This window comes from Azospirillum sp. CT11-132 (genome assembly GCF_047302835.1).
GTDB lineage: Bacteria > Pseudomonadota > Alphaproteobacteria > Azospirillales > Azospirillaceae > Azospirillum.
This window is the reverse complement of sequence record NZ_JBGLZA010000002.1, coordinates 348707-362098: the sequence shown is the minus strand read 5'-3', so window position 1 is coordinate 362098 and position 13392 is coordinate 348707. Positions and strand designations below refer to the sequence as shown.

Sequence of the window (13392 nt, the reverse complement as noted above, 5' to 3'; positions counted from 1 at the left end):
CAAACATCATGGTTCAGGATCAATGGCCGCGCCCACCGATACCCCCACGCCCGTCTCGCTTCCGGCCAACGCCGTGGAGCTGCGCGGCCTGACCAAGATCTACCAGCCGACCGGCAAGGCCGGGCCGAAGCATGCGCTGAAGGGCATCGACCTCGCCATTCCGCGCGGGTCGCTGTTCGGGCTGCTCGGCCCCAACGGCGCCGGCAAGTCGACGATGATCAACATCCTCGCCGGGCTGGTGAACAAGACCGGCGGCACCGCCACCATCTGGGGCCACGAGGTGTCGGAGCATCCGCGCCGCGCCCGCGCCTCCATCGGCGTGGTGCCGCAGGAACTGAACATGGACCCCTTCTTCACCCCGCGCGAGATGCTGGAGCTTCAGGCCGGCCTTTACGGCGTGCCGAAGAAGGAACGCCGGACGGAGGAGCTGCTGGAGGCCGTCGGGCTGGCCGACAAGGCCGACGCCCATGCCCGCTCGCTGTCCGGCGGCATGAAGCGCCGCCTGATGGTGGCGAAGGCGATGGTCCACACCCCGCCCGTGCTGATCCTCGACGAGCCGACCGCCGGCGTCGACGTGGAACTGCGCCGCCAGCTCTGGGACTATGTGCGCATGCTGAACAAGTCCGGCACCACCGTCCTGCTGACCACCCACTATCTGCAGGAGGCGGAGGAGCTGTGCGACACCATCGCCATCATCAACCATGGGCAGGTGGTGGCGTGCGAGCCGAAGACGACCCTGCTGCGCCGGGTCGACAACAAGGCGCTGTGCCTGACGCTCGACCGTGATCTGACCGCCGCCCCGGCCTCGCTGGAAGGGTATACGGTGGAACTGCCGGAGCCGCGTCGGTTGGTCGTCCGCTATCAGCCCAGCCGCCAGCGCGCCGGCGCCATCCTGTCGGCCCTGGCCGCTTCGGGAATCGGGATAGTCGATGTCACGACCGAGGAATCGGATCTCGAGGATATATTCCTCCAACTGACGGGTGGTGCGCACAGCGACACAGGGGTAATCCATGCGGCATAGCGGATCGGCGGCTGTCGGCTTGGCGGCTGTTCTGGGGTTGGGGCTTCTGCTTGGCGGCTGTGCCGCGGATTTCCAGCCGATGGGAACGGCCGTCGTCCAGCCGCAGCTGAACGACCGCGTGCTGATCGCCGCCGACGGCTTCGAACTGCCGATGCGCTCCTGGCTTCCGGCCAACGGCCGTGTGAGGGCCGCGGTGGTGGCCCTGCACGGCTACAACGACTATTCCAACGCCTTCGACGGCGCCGGCCGCGACTTCGCCGCAGCCGGCATCGCCACCTACGCCTACGACCAGCGCGGCTTCGGCGCCACCCGTGAACGCGGCGTCTGGGCCGGCACCCCCACCCTGGTCAGTGACGCCCGCACCGCGGTGGATATGGTGCGCAGGCGCCATCCCGGCGTCCCGGTCTATCTGATGGGCGAGAGCATGGGCGGGGCGGTGGTGCTGACCGCGATGACCGGCCCCAACCCGCCTAAGGTCGACGGCACCATCCTGGTCGCCCCTGCCGTCTGGGGCCGGCAGGCGATGGGCTTCTTCCCGCGCGCCGCCCTGTGGATCACCTACAACCTCGTGCCGGGCATGGTGGTGCATCCGCCGCAGGACCTCGGCATCCATCCGTCCGACAACATCGAGATGCTGCGGGCGCTGGGCCGCGACCCGTTGGTCATCAAGGGCTCGCGCGTCGATGCGCTGGAGGGGCTGACCGATCTGATGGGCAGCGCGCTCGACGCCTGCCAGCGCCTGCAGACGCCTTCGCTGGTGCTCTACGGAGCGCATGAGGAGGTTCTGCCGCCGCGGCCGGTGGAACGCGCGCTGAAGGATTTCGAGGCGGGCGGGCGTCATGTCGTCGCCGTCTATCCCGACGGCTACCACATGCTGCTGCGCGACCTGAAGGGCAAGCTGGTCGTCAACGACGTCATCGCCTGGATCGAGAACCCCAAGGTGCCGCTGGCGAGCGGCGCCGACCGGGCGCCAAGGGCGTTGCTGGCGGCCAAGTAAAGGGCTGCTACAAATTGTCACACAGACCTGCGCAATTGCCGGCGAGGCGGATTGTTCCTATTCCGTCGTGATCCATGGCATTTGCGGAGGATGCACTATGAATGAAGACCCCGCTCCCGACCTGCGGCTGTCTCCGGCGGAGGTCGAGGCGATGGCTGCCGAATTCAAGGTTTCGCCGCTGTGGGTGCGGCTGGCGCTGCTGTTCCGGCCGGCCAACCGCGCGGCCTTGGTGGCGCTGGTGGCCTGGGCCAGCGGATTGCCGCTTCCTCCTACCTGAAAGGCGCATGCGGCGGCATGGGACCTTTGCAGCCAAAGGTATAGTACCCCTTAGGACCAAAGCAACTCTGCCACTTTCAGCGGTTGAGGCTTAAGGTACCGCATAAGCGGACACCGAACGTCCCCGTTGGGAGGAACCATGCACAGCGTCGAATCCCAGGTTACCCCGTCCGGCGCCCCCCGCGCCGCGGCGACTGCCCAATCGACCATGTCCTCTACCATGGATGTCCAGATCATCGCCGACCGCTACGGTTGGACCACCCCGATGGCGCGCTGGTGGATGTCCTTCGCCGCCTGCTCCGTCGGTCACAAGCCGGACGCGATGATTGCCTTCCTCGACAAGACCGTCGGCGGCGTGACGATGATCCGGCGGCGGTGAAGTCGGCGGACAGACGAGATTGAGAAAAAGCGGCCCTGCGGGGCCGCTTTTTTCTTATCTGGCTTATGGAAAAGTTAGCCCCCCACCTAACCTCCCCCGCTGGGCGGGGGAGGGACTGCCGCCGAACGCCGACAAAGGTCCATTTCCCTCCCCCGCCCAGCGGGGAGGGTCAGGGTGGGGGTAAGTGCGTGGCTCACACCCCCGGCGGTACGATCCGCCAGATCGCCGCGGGGTTGCGGTGGGGGTCCAGCCAGACATGCTGGAACTTGCCGATCCAGGTGAAGCGGTGGCCGCTGAACAGATCCTCCACCTGGACATGGGCGCCGTCGGGCAGGCCCAGTTCCCACAGCGGAATCTCGATGGTTCCGCCATGGCCGTTGTGGGGATCGAGGTTCACCGCGATCAGGATCACATTGTCCTTCGCCGCCGTCATCTTGCCGTAGAGCAGGATGTTGTCGTCGAAGGCGTTGTAGAAGCGCAGATTGGTGAACTGCTGCAGCGCCGGGTTCTCGCGGCGGATGCGGTTGATGGCGGTGACGTAGTCGCGGATGTTGCCGGGCTTGTTCCAGTCCCAGTGCCGGACTTCGTACTTCTCCGAGTGGTTGTATTCCTCCTTGCCGGGATAGGCTTCCGCCTCGCACAGCAGGTAGGGGCCGTAGAGACCGTACACGCCGGCCAGCGTCGCCGCCAGCACCGCCCGCATCATATGCGCCGGCCGGCCGCCATGGGTCAGGATCGGCGGCAGGATGTCGGGCGTGTTGGCGAAGAAGTTCGGCCGCATGTACTCGCTCGATTCACTCTGCGTCAGTTCGGTCAGGTATTCGGTCAGCTCCGGCTTGGTGGTGCGCCAGGTGAAGTAGCTGTAGGACTGGGTGAAGCCGACCTTGGCGAGCCGCTTCATCAGCTTCGGCCGGGTGAAGGCCTCGGCCAGGAACAGGGCGTCGGGGTAGCGGTCCTGCACCTCGCGGATCATCCATTCCCAGAAGGGGAAGGGCTTGGTGTGCGGGTTGTCGACGCGGAAGATGCGGACACCCTCCTTGCACCACATCAGCACCACGTCGCGCAGCGCGTACCACAGGTCCGGATAGGACTGGCGGTAGAAGCTGACATTGACGATGTCCTGGTACTTCTTCGGCGGATTCTCGGCGTAGCGGATGGTGCCGTCGGGCCGCCAGTAGAACCAGTGCGGATGCTCCTTCACCCAGGGATGATCCGGGGAGCACTGCACGGCGAAGTCCAACGCGATCTCGATGCCATGGCGCTTGGCCTCGCACACCAGCCGGCGGAAGCTGTCGAAGTCGCCGATCATCGGATCGATGGCGTCGTGCCCGCCCTCCTCCGCGCCGATGGCATAGGGCACGCCGGGATCGTCGGGTCCCGGATTCAGCGTGTTGTTCTTGCCCTTGCGGAAGGCACGGCCGATGGGATGGATCGGCGGGAAATACAGCACGTCGAAGCCCATGTCGCGCACCATGGGCAGCAGGTTCACCACGTCGTCGAAATTGCCGGGACGCGACGGGTCGGGCGAGGCGGAACGCGGGAAGATCTCGAACCACGCCGAATAGGCGCCGGCGGTGCGGTCGACATAGACCTCCAGTTCGCGCACATAGCGCGACTTGTACTGCCGCTCGCCATACTGCTTCATGACGCGGCGCGGCTCGTCCGACAGGGCGTAGTCGATGGCCTCGCGGCCGGCCAGCGACTGCATCCGCTCGATCACCGCCTCCAGCGCGGCGCGGCCGTCACCATGGTTCAGGTCCAGCGCCTGCTCGACGAAACGGCGGCCCTCCACCAGTTCCAGATCGACGACCATGCCGGCATCGACCTTCTTCTTGAAGTCGGCGCGCCAGCTCTCCCAAACGTCGCGCCACGCCTCGATGCTGTAGGTGTAGCGGGCGTTGCGGGTCAGCGGCACGTTGCCAACCCAGCGGTCGTTCTCGTGGAAGCGCATCGGCGCTTCGCTCCACTCCTCGTCGCCGTCCGCCTTGTACATGACGGAGGCGGCGAGCACGAAGGTGCCGTCGGTGTAGATGTCGGCCCACACCTCCATCACGTCGCCGACCGCGCGCTTGATGGCGAAGCGGCCGCCGTCCAGCTCCGGATAGACATTCTCGATGGTCATGCGGCCGGCGGCGATGGAGTCCATCCATTCCCGCTCCTCCACGTCGTGCAGTTCGACCGGGTGGCTGCGGGCGGCGCGGGCGCGGAAGACGCGCAGTTCCATCGGGCGCAGCATCATCGGCGCGCCGGGTTCCATCGGCAGCGGATCGGCCTCCGGCGTCACATCCTCGAACGTTTCATAGGTGCCGCCGGTGGCCGCCAGCACCGGGCCGACATCCAGCGTGTGCGGCCGGTTCTCGTCGGGGTTCAGCACCAGGATGGCGCAGCCGTCGGGCTGGTCGAGCGCGGCGCCGTCCACCTGCCGGATCAGCCCCAGCACCGGGCTGTGGGGCGAGGTCACGCGGCGTTGCGGCCCCTCGACATTCAGCGCCGGGGTGGCGGCCTTCATGGCATTGACCGCGCCGATGAAGCCGGTCAGGTCCAGCTTCGGCTGCTCCCAGTCGGCAGGGCTGGTCCGCACCACGTCCAGCTTGCGGGTGAATCCGTATTCGTAACCGATCGGCATCAGCACGCCGGTGGAGAAGCTGGCGGCGAACAGATAATGCATCTTCAGCTGGGCGGCGAGCCGCACCGCGTCCTGGCTGCCGACCTCCGCCGCCAGCCGGTCGGTGTCGTGGCTTTCCGGGAAGGCGATCGACGGCGCGATCCAGCGGAATTCGTCATACTGGTCTAGCAGCCAGTCGGCCTTGAAGTCCCACCATTTGGCGCTGTTGAACAGGAAATCGAAGCCGGCGCCGCACAGCTCGCGCACCTGCTCCACCGTGCAGCCCAGCGTCTCGGCGAAAAACTTCACCTCCGGGTTCACGGCGTGGGCGGCGTCGATCAGGCTCTTCCACACCTCCGCAGGCACCTGATAGGCGGCATCGCAGCGGAAGCCCTTCACGCCCAGCCCGATATAGTGGCGCAGATAGTCGGACCAGTAGCCGATCAGCCCGGCGCGAGACTCCGCCCGGTCATAATCCAGCGAAGCGAGGTCGCCCCATACCGTGACATGGGCGGTGTTGTTGGGATCGACGGCACCCGGACGGTGCAGGTCACCATCGGGGCCGCGCTTGTACCAGTCGGGATGCCGGTCGACCAGCAGGGCATCGCGGGAGGTGTGGTTGATGACGAAATCCATCATTACCGACTGGCCGTGCGCCCCGGCATCGGCCGTGAAGCGGCGCAGCAACTCGTCATCGCTCTCGTGCGAGCCGCCGCGCAGCGCGTCATGCAGCCGATAGGGATCCTTCACCGCATAGAGGCTGCCGGAGAATCCCGGCTGATGGATCGGGTTCAGGAAGATCCAGTCGAATCCCATCCCCTGGATCCGCGGCAGGTGCCCGGCCCAATCGCGGACCGGACCGACCAGAGTCGGAAACAGGTTGTAGATGCGTGGTCCGACGATGCTCATGGAACCCCCTTCCTTGGGCCTGCTTCTCCGTTGACAGCCGCCGGTCCCCGTTGTGGGATCGACGAGGCGACATCGTTGCCGTTCCCTTCCGGAACGCACCGATGCCCACGCTGCGGCCGACACCGTGCTCCCGCCGGTAACCGGTTGGGGCGGTGAAGGTTCCGCCTGCCGCATATGGCAACCCGCAACGGATACCACCAGCACAGGATGCACCTAATGGCCGAGAAGCCCGGCAAGGTCTCGAAAATCCGCCTCGGTAAACTGGACCAGAAGAAGGTACGGATCGAAACGCCGGAGGAGTACGATCGCCGACTCGGCAAGCTTCAGAAGGAACTGCTGCACATCCAGCAGACCTATTGGCACGAGAAGCGCCGCGCCATCGTGGTGTTCGAAGGCTGGGACGCCGCCGGCAAGGGCGGGGCCATTCGTCGCATGACCGAACCGCTCGACCCCCGCGGCTTCCATGTCTGGCCGATCTCCGCCCCCACGGCGGAGGAACAGGGAAAGCATTACCTGTACCGCTTCTGGACCAAGCTGCCGGCGGCCGGCACCTTCGCCATCTTCGACCGGTCGTGGTATGGCCGCGTCATGGTGGAGCGGGTGGAGAAATTCGCCACCAAGGACCAGTGGAAGCGCGCCTATGACGAGATCAACGAGTTCGAACGGCTGCTGACCGACGACGGCGTGCGCATCATCAAGCTGTTCCTGCACATCACCCCGGAAGAACAGCTGGAACGCTTCCGCGAGCGGATGAGGAACCCCTACAAGCGCTGGAAGCTGACGGAGGAAGACCTGCGCAACCGCGCCAGATGGGACGATTACGTCAAGGCGGCGGAAGCGATGTTCGACCACACCTCCACCCCGCAGGCGCCATGGCATGCGGTGGAGGCGAACTCCAAATGGTTTGCCCGCCTCAAGGTGCTGGAGATCGTCACCGCCGCCCTGAAAGAGGGCGTGAACATCGCCCCTCCCCCCGTCAACGGCAACGTCGCCCGCATTGCCGCGGAGGTGCTGGGTATCGAACCCGACCTGCCGGTTTCAGGCGTTTCCGACGAGGAGCGGAGCGGCCAGGAGTAAGGCGCCGCCGCTCAGACCACGCCCGGCACCACCCCCGGTACCACCCACGGCCGCCGCTCGGCGTCGCGCCGGTCGAAGAGGTCGATGGCGTCCTGGTGGCGCAGGGTCAGCGCAACGTCGTCGAGCCCTTCGATCAGGCACTCCTTCTTGAAGGGGTCGATGGCGAAGGGCAGCGGCCGTCCGTCCGGACCGGTCAGGGTCTGGGCCGGCAAATCCACGGTGACAGCGGCGCCCGGCGCTTCTTGCAGCTGGCGGCGCAGGGTGGCCACCGCTTCCTCCGGCAGGGTGATGGTCAGCAGGCCGTTCTTGGCGGCGTTGGCGGCGAAGATGTCGCCGAAGCTGGGGGCGACGACGCAGCGGAAGCCCCCGTCCACCAGCGCATAAACCGCCCCCTCCCGCGAGGAGCCGCAGCCGAAGTTCCGGTCGCTCACCAGCACGGCCGCCCCGGCATAGGCCGGATCGTCCAGCGGGAAGCCGGGCTTGCGCTCGTCATGGAACAGGAAGTTGCCATAGCCGGCGCTACGCGGCTTCTTCAGGAAGCGGGCGGGCAGAAGCTGGTCGGTGTCGATGTTGGCGATGTCGAGCGGCACCGCCGGCGCGGTCAACGTGACGAAGGGGTCCATTCTACGAGGCTCCCAGCTTGCGGACATCGGTGAGCTTGCCGGTCGCGGCGGCGGCGGCGGCCATCGCCGGGCTCATCAGATGCGTGCGGGCGTTCGGCCCCTGGCGGCCGGGGAAGTTGCGGTTGGTCGTGGAGGCGCAGCGCTCCCCCGCCGGAACGAGGTCGCCGTTGATGCCCACGCACATGGAGCAGCCGGGTTCTCCCCATTCCAGACCGGCGTCGATGAACACGCGGTCCAGCCCCTCCGCTTCCGCCTGCCGGCACACCGGGACCGAGCCCGGAACCACCAGCCCCGGCACCACGGCGCGCCGGCCGCGCAGCACGGCGGCGGCGGCGCGCAGATCCTCCAGCCGGGCGTTTGTGCAGGACCCGATGAAGACGCGGTCGATCGGCACATCCTCCAGCGCCATGCCGGGGGCGAGGCCCATGTAATCCAGCATCTTGCGCATCTGGCCGGCGCGCACCGGGTCGGCCTCAGCAAACGGGTCCGGGACCACCGCCGTCACCGGAACCGCGGTCTCCGGGCTGGTGCCCCAGGTCACCGCCGGGGCGATGCTGGCGGCATCCAGCGTCACCTCGCGGTCGAAGACGGCACCCGGATCGCTGGGCAGGCTCCGCCAATGCTCCACCGCGCGGTCGAACAGCGCGCCCTTGGGGGCGAAGTGCCGTCCCTCGATCCAGGAGAAGGTGGTGTCGTCGGGGGCGATCATGCCGGCACGGGCACCGGCCTCGATCGACATGTTGCAGACGGTCAGCCGGCCTTCCATCGACAGGGCGCGGATGGCGCTGCCGGCATATTCGATGACATGGCCGGCGGCCCCGTCGGCGCCGATGGCGGCGATCACCGCCAGGATCAGGTCCTTGGCCGTCACATGCGGCCCCAGCGCCCCGTCCACGGTGATGCGCATCGTCTTCGGCCGGCGCTGCCACAGGGTCTGGGTCGCCAGCACATGCGACACCTCGGTGGCGCCGATGCCGAACGCCAATGCCCCGAAGGCGCCGTGGGTGGAGGTGTGGCTGTCGCCGCAGACGATGGTCAGGCCGGGCAACGTCAGCCCCTGTTCCGGCGCCATCACATGGACGATGCCCTGCGCCGGATCGTGGAGCCCGAAATGGCGCAGTCCGTGGCGACCGGCATTGGCCTCCAGCATCGTCACCATGTTGGCGATCTCGGGATCGGCGATCGGCTTGGACCGGCTGTGCGAGGGCACGTAATGGTCGGCGACGGCGAAGGTCAGCTCCGGCCGCCGCACCTTGCGCCCGGCATGGTCGATCATGCCGAAGGCATGGAAGGAGCCCTCGTGCAGGAAATGACGGTCGATGGCGAGCAGGGCCTGACCGTCGGGCCGGGTCGCCACGACATGAGCATCCCAGACCTTTTCGAACAGGCTGCGTGGCTGTTGCGTCATTGGGTTTCCTCACTAACGGCACCGGCTGCAGCCGTCCCGGCGATGCGCCCAAGCGCCACCGCGGTCAGCAGGCCGTTGCCGGACAGATAGCCGGACGCCTTGGATCCCGACACGCCGCAGGCGGCCCCACCGGCGGCATAGAGGTTGGGCAGCGGCGCGCCATCGCTATCCAAGACGCGCGCGTCGTCATCGACGACCAGCCCGCCCTGGGTGTGGAACAGCGCGCCGGTGACGCGGACGGTTCGGTAGGGTGGGACCAGCGGGGCCGAGCCGGCGAAGCTGCGGCCGAAGCCGTCGGTTCCGCCCGCCTCCTTCAACCGGTCGATCTCGGCCATCGTGGCGGCCAGAGTGTCGGCGTCGATCTTCATCTGCCGGGCAAGCTCGGCAGGCGTGTCGGCGCTCAGCACCGCACCCATCGCCTCGGCCTGCCGGAAATCCTCGAACTGGCGGGCGATGGCGGCGATGCGCTCGTCGAAGACTGTCCAGGCGATGCCGTCCGGCTGGCGCAGCACGATGGCGGCCTGTTCGGAATAGCCCTGCGCCTCGTTGGAGAAGCGCCGGCCCTCCGCATTCACCTGCACGCCGCCCTCGGTGATCGTCGCCCAGGTGACGAGGATGCCGGCGGGATGCGCGACGGAGCCATGGCCCTGGTGCCCCGACAGATGCCGGGTGGCAGCACCCAGCGCCTCGCCCCAAAGCAGAGCGTCGCCCTGGTTGCCGGGATGGCCGAAATAGAGCGCGTCGGCCAGTTCCGGCACATGCCGCTCGACCAGCGCCTTGTTGCCGCCATAGCCGTTGCAGGCGAGGACCAGCGCGCCGCAGCCGACCCGCTCGACGCTGCCGTCCGGGCGGGTGATCTCCACACCGCGGACGTGAGCGCCTTCGGCATAAAGCGCGGTGACATGCGCCTCGCACAGCACGTCGATGCCGGCGGTTTCCACGGCTCCACGAAGGCGGTCAATCAGTTCCGCCCCCGACCGGCTGGGCAGCCCGTGCATGCGCCGGGCGCTGTGTCCCGGATAGCTGAAATTGTCCACCACCGAGAAGGGCAGCCCATAGCGGTCGGCCAGCCATTCCAGCGCCGGCCCTACCGCCTGCGCGACGCGGGCGACCTCGGCCGGGTCGGGTTCGCCCTTCGCCTTGGCGATGATGTCGGCGGCGAATCGCTCCGGACTGTCCTCGATCCCGGCATCGCGCTGCCAGCGGGTGCCCGGCGCCGGGATCAGCCCCGCCGACAGGGCGGTGGAGCCCTGGGGCAGCGCGTCGCGCTCCAGCACCAGCACGCCGGCGCCCTGCTCATGGGCCGCCAGGGCCGCGACCATCCCGGCCGCCCCGCCGCCGATCACAACGACGGGAACGGTGAACTCGAATTCCACGCCGTCGGCGGGCAGGATGCGGCTCATGAGGTCGCCACCTCCTCCAGCATCGCGGCGACCGTCGCCACCCGGCAGACCGGGCGCAACGCGGCGACGGAGACCTCATGCACCTCGCGGCTGAAGGCGGCGCAGCCGTCCTCCAGCAGGATGGTGTCGAACTCGCGGACATGGGCGTCGCGCACGGTGGAGGCGACGCCGCCGTTGGTGACGATGCCGCAGACAAGCAGCCGCTCCACCCCGCATTTCCGCAGCACCCATTCCAGGCGCGACATGTAGAAGGCGGAATAGGCGACCTTCTCCACCTCGACATCGACGGGTTGGAGCGTGTCCACCGTGCGGTGCCCCCAACTGCCGGGCTGGAAATCGCCCTTCGCCAGGAAGGGGCGCAGGGCCTTCAGATGGGGCGAGATCATCGGCTCGCCGCCGCGGCCGGGCACCAGGGTGAAGTTGGTGGAGATCACCCAGCCGCCGCGCGACCGCAGCAGATCGGCCAGCGGCTTGACCCGCTCCGGCAGGGCCAGAATCTCCGGCGCCGTCTGCCCGGCCCGACCATAGGCGCCATCCGGGTGGATGAAGTCGTTCTGCAGGTCGCAGACCAGCAGGGCGGTGCGCTCGATGGGAATGGCGGTGGCGCTCATGGGGCGCTCCTTTCCACGATGACGTTGCCGAAGCCGTCGACGCGGGCGCTGAGGTCGGGGTCGATGACGGTGGTGGCGTCCGGCTGCTCCAGGATCGCCGGCCCCTGGATCACGGCACCGACCGGCAGGTCGAGGCGGTTGTAAACCGCCGTGTCGTGCCAGGCCCCGTCGAACCACACCGGCCGCGACCCGGCATGGGCGCCCTCGACGGTGGCGCCGGCCGCCGGAGCGAGGGCGGAGAGGTCGAAATGCGGACGGCGCCCGATGGCGGCGGTGCGCAGGTTGACGATCTTGGCGCCCACCCCCGGCAGCAGCCGGCTGAAGGACGCCTGATAGGCCCGCTCGAAGGCGGCGCGGATGGTGGCTTCATCGATGCCGGTGGTGCCGTTCTCGACCGACACCGGCAGCGGCACGGCGACCGTGTGGGTCTGGCCGATGTAGTGCATGTCGAGTTCGAAGACGAGGTCGATGCGCTCGACGCTGAGGCCGGCCGATTCCACCACGGCGCGGGCGGCGGCAGCCTCCTCCACCATGCGGCGGTCGAGCGATCCGGCATCGATGCCGGCCAGCGGCAGGTTGACCGTCTGCACCTGATCGTGACGGATGTCGGCGATGACGCAGCCGAGCGCCGAGGTCACGCCGGGGAAGCGCGGCACCAGCGCCGCCTTCAACCCGACCTCCTTGATCAGCGCGCCGACATGCAGCGCCCCGCCGCCGCCGAAGGGGACGGCGGCGAATTTAGCCGGGTCATGGCCGCGCTCGATGGAGACGAGGCGGATGGCGCCGGCCATCTTGCTGTTGGCGATGCGCACCACCGCCTCCGCCGCCGCCATGACGTCGAGGCCGAGCGGCTCGGCGACATGGGTGGCGATGGCGGTTCGGGCGGCATCGACGTCCAGCCGCGCCAGCTTGCCGCCGATGGGGCGCTCGGCATTGATGCGGCCGAGCAGCACATTGGCATCGGTCAGCGTCGGGCGGGTGTTGCCCTGGCCGTAGCAGACCGGCCCCGGCCGCGAGCCGGCACTCTCCGGCCCGACCTGCAGCATGCCGCCGGGATCGACCCCGGCGATGGAGCCGCCGCCGGCGCCGATGGTGGTGATCTCGATCATCGGGGTGCGGACGACCAGACCGAAATCGATGGTGGTCTGGGCGGCCAGCATGGTCTGCCCCTCCACCACCAGCGACACGTCGAAGCTGGTGCCGCCGAGGTCGCCGGTGATGACGTTGGGGAAGCCCGCCGCCTTGGAGATCGCCGCCGCGGCGATGACACCGGCCGCCGGTCCCGACAACGCGGTGCGCACCGGAAGACGCCGCGCGGTGTCGGTGGACATCACGCCGCCGTTCGACTGCACGATGTGGAAGCGTCCGCCGAACCCCTCCCCCGCCAGCGCATTGTCGAGCTTGGCGAGATAGCTGCCGACCACCGGCTGGAGATAGGCGTTCAGCGCGGTGGTGGAGGTGCGCTCGAACTCGCGGATTTCCGGCAGGATGCGGGAGGAGCATTCCAGGTTGGCGTTCGGCCAGACCTCACGCGCCGCCTCCAGCGCCGCCAGCTCGTTGGCCGGATTGGCGTAGGCGTTGATGAAGACGATGGCGAGCGCCTCCGCCCCCTGGTCGGCCAGCCGGCGGGCGGCGGCGCGCACTTCCTCCGGGTCGATTTCGGTGCGGATGGTGCCGTCGGCGAGCGTGCGCTCCACCACCTCTAGCCGCATGTCGCGGTCGACCACGGGGACGAAGTCGCCCCACAGGCCCCAGGTGTGGCGGCGGTCGCGGCGGCGCATCTCCAGCACGTCGCGGAAGCCGGCGGTGGTGATGAGGCCGACCTTGGCGCCCTTGCGCTCCAGCAGCGCGTTGGTGCCAACGGTGGTGCCGTGGACGATGGACCCCAGTTCGGCGACCGGACCGAAACTTTGCAGGCCGGCGAGGAAGCCGACCGCCTCGTCGCCGCGGTTGGACGGGACCTTGGCGGTGCGGAAGCTGCCGCGCGCCTCGTCGTAATGGAACAGGTCGGTGAAGGTGCCGCCGACGTCGACGCCGACGATTGCACCCTTGGAAATGCCGTTGTTCATGGTCTTGCTTCCGG

The 13392-nt window shown here is 68.3% G+C and carries 11 protein-coding genes; 5 read left to right on the top strand and 6 right to left on the bottom strand.

Going from position 1 to position 13392, the window contains the following annotated elements; translation table 11 throughout:
• Positions 1-22 precede the first annotated feature (22 nt).
• From ACCD06_RS03535 to ACCD06_RS03520, 4 genes are all read left to right on the top strand, one after another.
• Complete coding sequence (locus tag ACCD06_RS03535; protein ID WP_413338834.1) at positions 23-1021, top strand: ABC transporter ATP-binding protein; 999 nt, start codon at positions 23-25, stop codon at positions 1019-1021.
• Positions 1011-2018, top strand: a complete 1008-nt coding sequence (locus tag ACCD06_RS03530; RefSeq protein ID WP_413338832.1) for an alpha/beta hydrolase — start codon at positions 1011-1013, stop codon at positions 2016-2018. The genes ACCD06_RS03535 and ACCD06_RS03530 overlap by 11 nt, the downstream gene beginning before the upstream one ends.
• A 97-nt stretch (positions 2019-2115) precedes the next feature.
• Positions 2116-2295, top strand: coding sequence for a hypothetical protein (locus tag ACCD06_RS03525; RefSeq protein WP_109074176.1), 180 nt, complete (start codon positions 2116-2118; stop codon positions 2293-2295).
• Between the two features lie 138 nt (positions 2296-2433).
• A complete protein-coding gene (locus ACCD06_RS03520) occupies positions 2434-2673 on the top strand; it encodes a hypothetical protein (protein WP_413338830.1) in 240 nt (79 codons plus the stop codon).
• Between the two features lie 193 nt (positions 2674-2866).
• Here the strand turns inward: ACCD06_RS03520 and ACCD06_RS03515 are convergent, their stop codons facing one another.
• The gene (locus tag ACCD06_RS03515) at positions 2867-6187 is read right to left on the bottom strand and encodes a maltotransferase domain-containing protein (RefSeq protein WP_413338828.1); all 3321 of its coding nucleotides are present in this window, start codon (positions 6185-6187) and stop codon (positions 2867-2869) included.
• Positions 6188-6403: 216 nt separating this feature from the next.
• Between ACCD06_RS03515 and ACCD06_RS03510 the strand changes: the two genes are divergently transcribed.
• Positions 6404-7264, top strand: a complete 861-nt coding sequence (locus tag ACCD06_RS03510) for a polyphosphate kinase 2 family protein (protein WP_413338826.1) — start codon at positions 6404-6406, stop codon at positions 7262-7264.
• A gap of 11 nt (positions 7265-7275) precedes the next feature.
• On the opposite strand, the gene leuD is transcribed toward ACCD06_RS03510, so the two are convergent.
• The 5 genes from leuD to ACCD06_RS03485 are packed head-to-tail and all read right to left on the bottom strand — an operon-like array spanning position 7276 to position 13378.
• Positions 7276-7887, bottom strand: a complete 612-nt coding sequence (gene leuD, locus ACCD06_RS03505) for a 3-isopropylmalate dehydratase small subunit (RefSeq protein ID WP_413338824.1) — start codon at positions 7885-7887, stop codon at positions 7276-7278.
• Position 7888: 1 nt separating this feature from the next.
• Positions 7889-9295 (bottom strand): 3-isopropylmalate dehydratase large subunit, encoded by a 1407-nt coding sequence (leuC, locus tag ACCD06_RS03500; RefSeq protein WP_413338822.1) that lies wholly within the window; start codon positions 9293-9295, stop codon positions 7889-7891.
• On the bottom strand, positions 9292-10698 hold the full coding sequence (locus tag ACCD06_RS03495; protein ID WP_413338820.1) for an FAD-dependent oxidoreductase: 1407 nt from the start codon (positions 10696-10698) through the stop codon (positions 9292-9294). Before ACCD06_RS03495 ends, leuC begins: the two co-directional genes overlap by 4 nt.
• Complete coding sequence (locus ACCD06_RS03490; RefSeq protein ID WP_413338818.1) at positions 10695-11309, bottom strand: cysteine hydrolase family protein; 615 nt, start codon at positions 11307-11309, stop codon at positions 10695-10697. Before ACCD06_RS03490 ends, ACCD06_RS03495 begins: the two co-directional genes overlap by 4 nt.
• Positions 11306-13378, bottom strand: a complete 2073-nt coding sequence (locus ACCD06_RS03485; protein ID WP_413338816.1) for a hydantoinase/oxoprolinase family protein — start codon at positions 13376-13378, stop codon at positions 11306-11308. The genes ACCD06_RS03490 and ACCD06_RS03485 overlap by 4 nt, the downstream gene beginning before the upstream one ends.
• Between the last annotated feature and the right edge of the window lie 14 nt (positions 13379-13392).